Origin of the sequence: Undibacterium sp. TJN19, assembly GCF_049339485.1 — a bacterium.
In the GTDB taxonomy this organism is placed as follows: Bacteria; Pseudomonadota; Gammaproteobacteria; order Burkholderiales; family Burkholderiaceae_D; genus Undibacterium.
In genome coordinates this window covers 1-1,192 of sequence record NZ_JBMPPL010000045.1, presented here as the reverse complement: position 1 = coordinate 1,192, position 1,192 = coordinate 1, and the positions used below count along the sequence as shown (strand labels likewise).

The window sequence follows — 1,192 nt, the reverse complement described above, 5'->3', positions numbered from 1 at the left end:
CAAACTGCGAGGATTTCGCATTGAACTGGGCGAGATCGAACAAGCCCTGCGCCAGCATCCCGGTGTTGAACAAGTCCTCGTCCTGGCCCGCGAAGACCAGCCCGGAGAACGCCGCCTGGTGGCTTACCTGGTCGCCGCAGAAACAACAGCAACAGAAACAACAGCAAGAGAAGAAACAACAAGAGAAGCAACAACAAGAGAAGCAACAACAAGCTTATCGGCGACTTCCCTTGCCGCCGTGCTGTCTGAACACCTTAAAGGCCGTGTTCCCGACTATGCCGTACCGGGTGCCTTTGTCCTGCTCGACGCCTTCCCGCTCAACAACAACGGCAAGATCGACCGTGCCCGCCTGCCGGTACCCGATACGAGCGCCTATGCCCGTGAACACTACCAGGCCCCGGTAACACCGCTGGAAAGCCGCCTGGTGGCCCTGTGGCAAGCCAACCTGGGGCAGACAAGAAGCACAGCGATAGGTACCCAGGATAATTACTTTGCAATTGGAGGCGACTCCATCCGCTCCATCTCCCTCGTCTCGGCTGCCCGGGCGCAAGGCTTGCAGTTTGCCATCAAAGACCTGTTTGCCCACCCCACCATTGCCGAACTGGCCAGTGTCGTCGTTGATGCCGGCAGCACCAGCCATCCCGCAGGGCAGGGCGAAGCAAGTGGCCAGGGCACAGACACCGCCATCACCAGCATCACCACCGCACCGTTTGCCCTGCTGAGCCCAGAAGAACAGGCCCGCCTGCCGCGTAGTTACCGTGGACAAGCCATCGAAGATGCCTATCCCCTGTCCATGCTGCAACAGGGCATGTGGTTTCATTCGTTGCAGAACCCCCAGTCTGCCGTCTACCACTGCGTCATCACCTTTGCCATTGACGCCGACTGGCAGCCTGCGCTGTTCCGTGAAGCCCTCAATAGCGTCATACAACGCCACCCCGTCCTGCGCACAGAGTTCCACCTCGATGCCGACCGCCCGCTGCAATTCGTCACCACCTGGCGCGAACCCACCGTCGAAGTACGTGACTTGCGCACCCGGTCAGAACAAGATAAAGAAGAGAGTCAAAGCAAAGAAGCCGCCATCCAGGCCTGGGTACTCGAAGAGAAAGCCAGAGGCCTGCGCATTGACGAGCTCTGGCGTATTGGCATCCTCGTGTTTGAACAACAGATCCAGTTTGGCCTCAGCTTCCACCAT

General features: G+C 59.0%; 1 protein-coding gene. It reads left to right on the top strand.

Features of this window, described 5'->3' with window-relative positions:
• On the top strand, window positions 1-1,192 hold a 1,192-nt coding region (locus ACO0LH_RS28430), incomplete at both ends, for a condensation domain-containing protein (protein WP_422944516.1).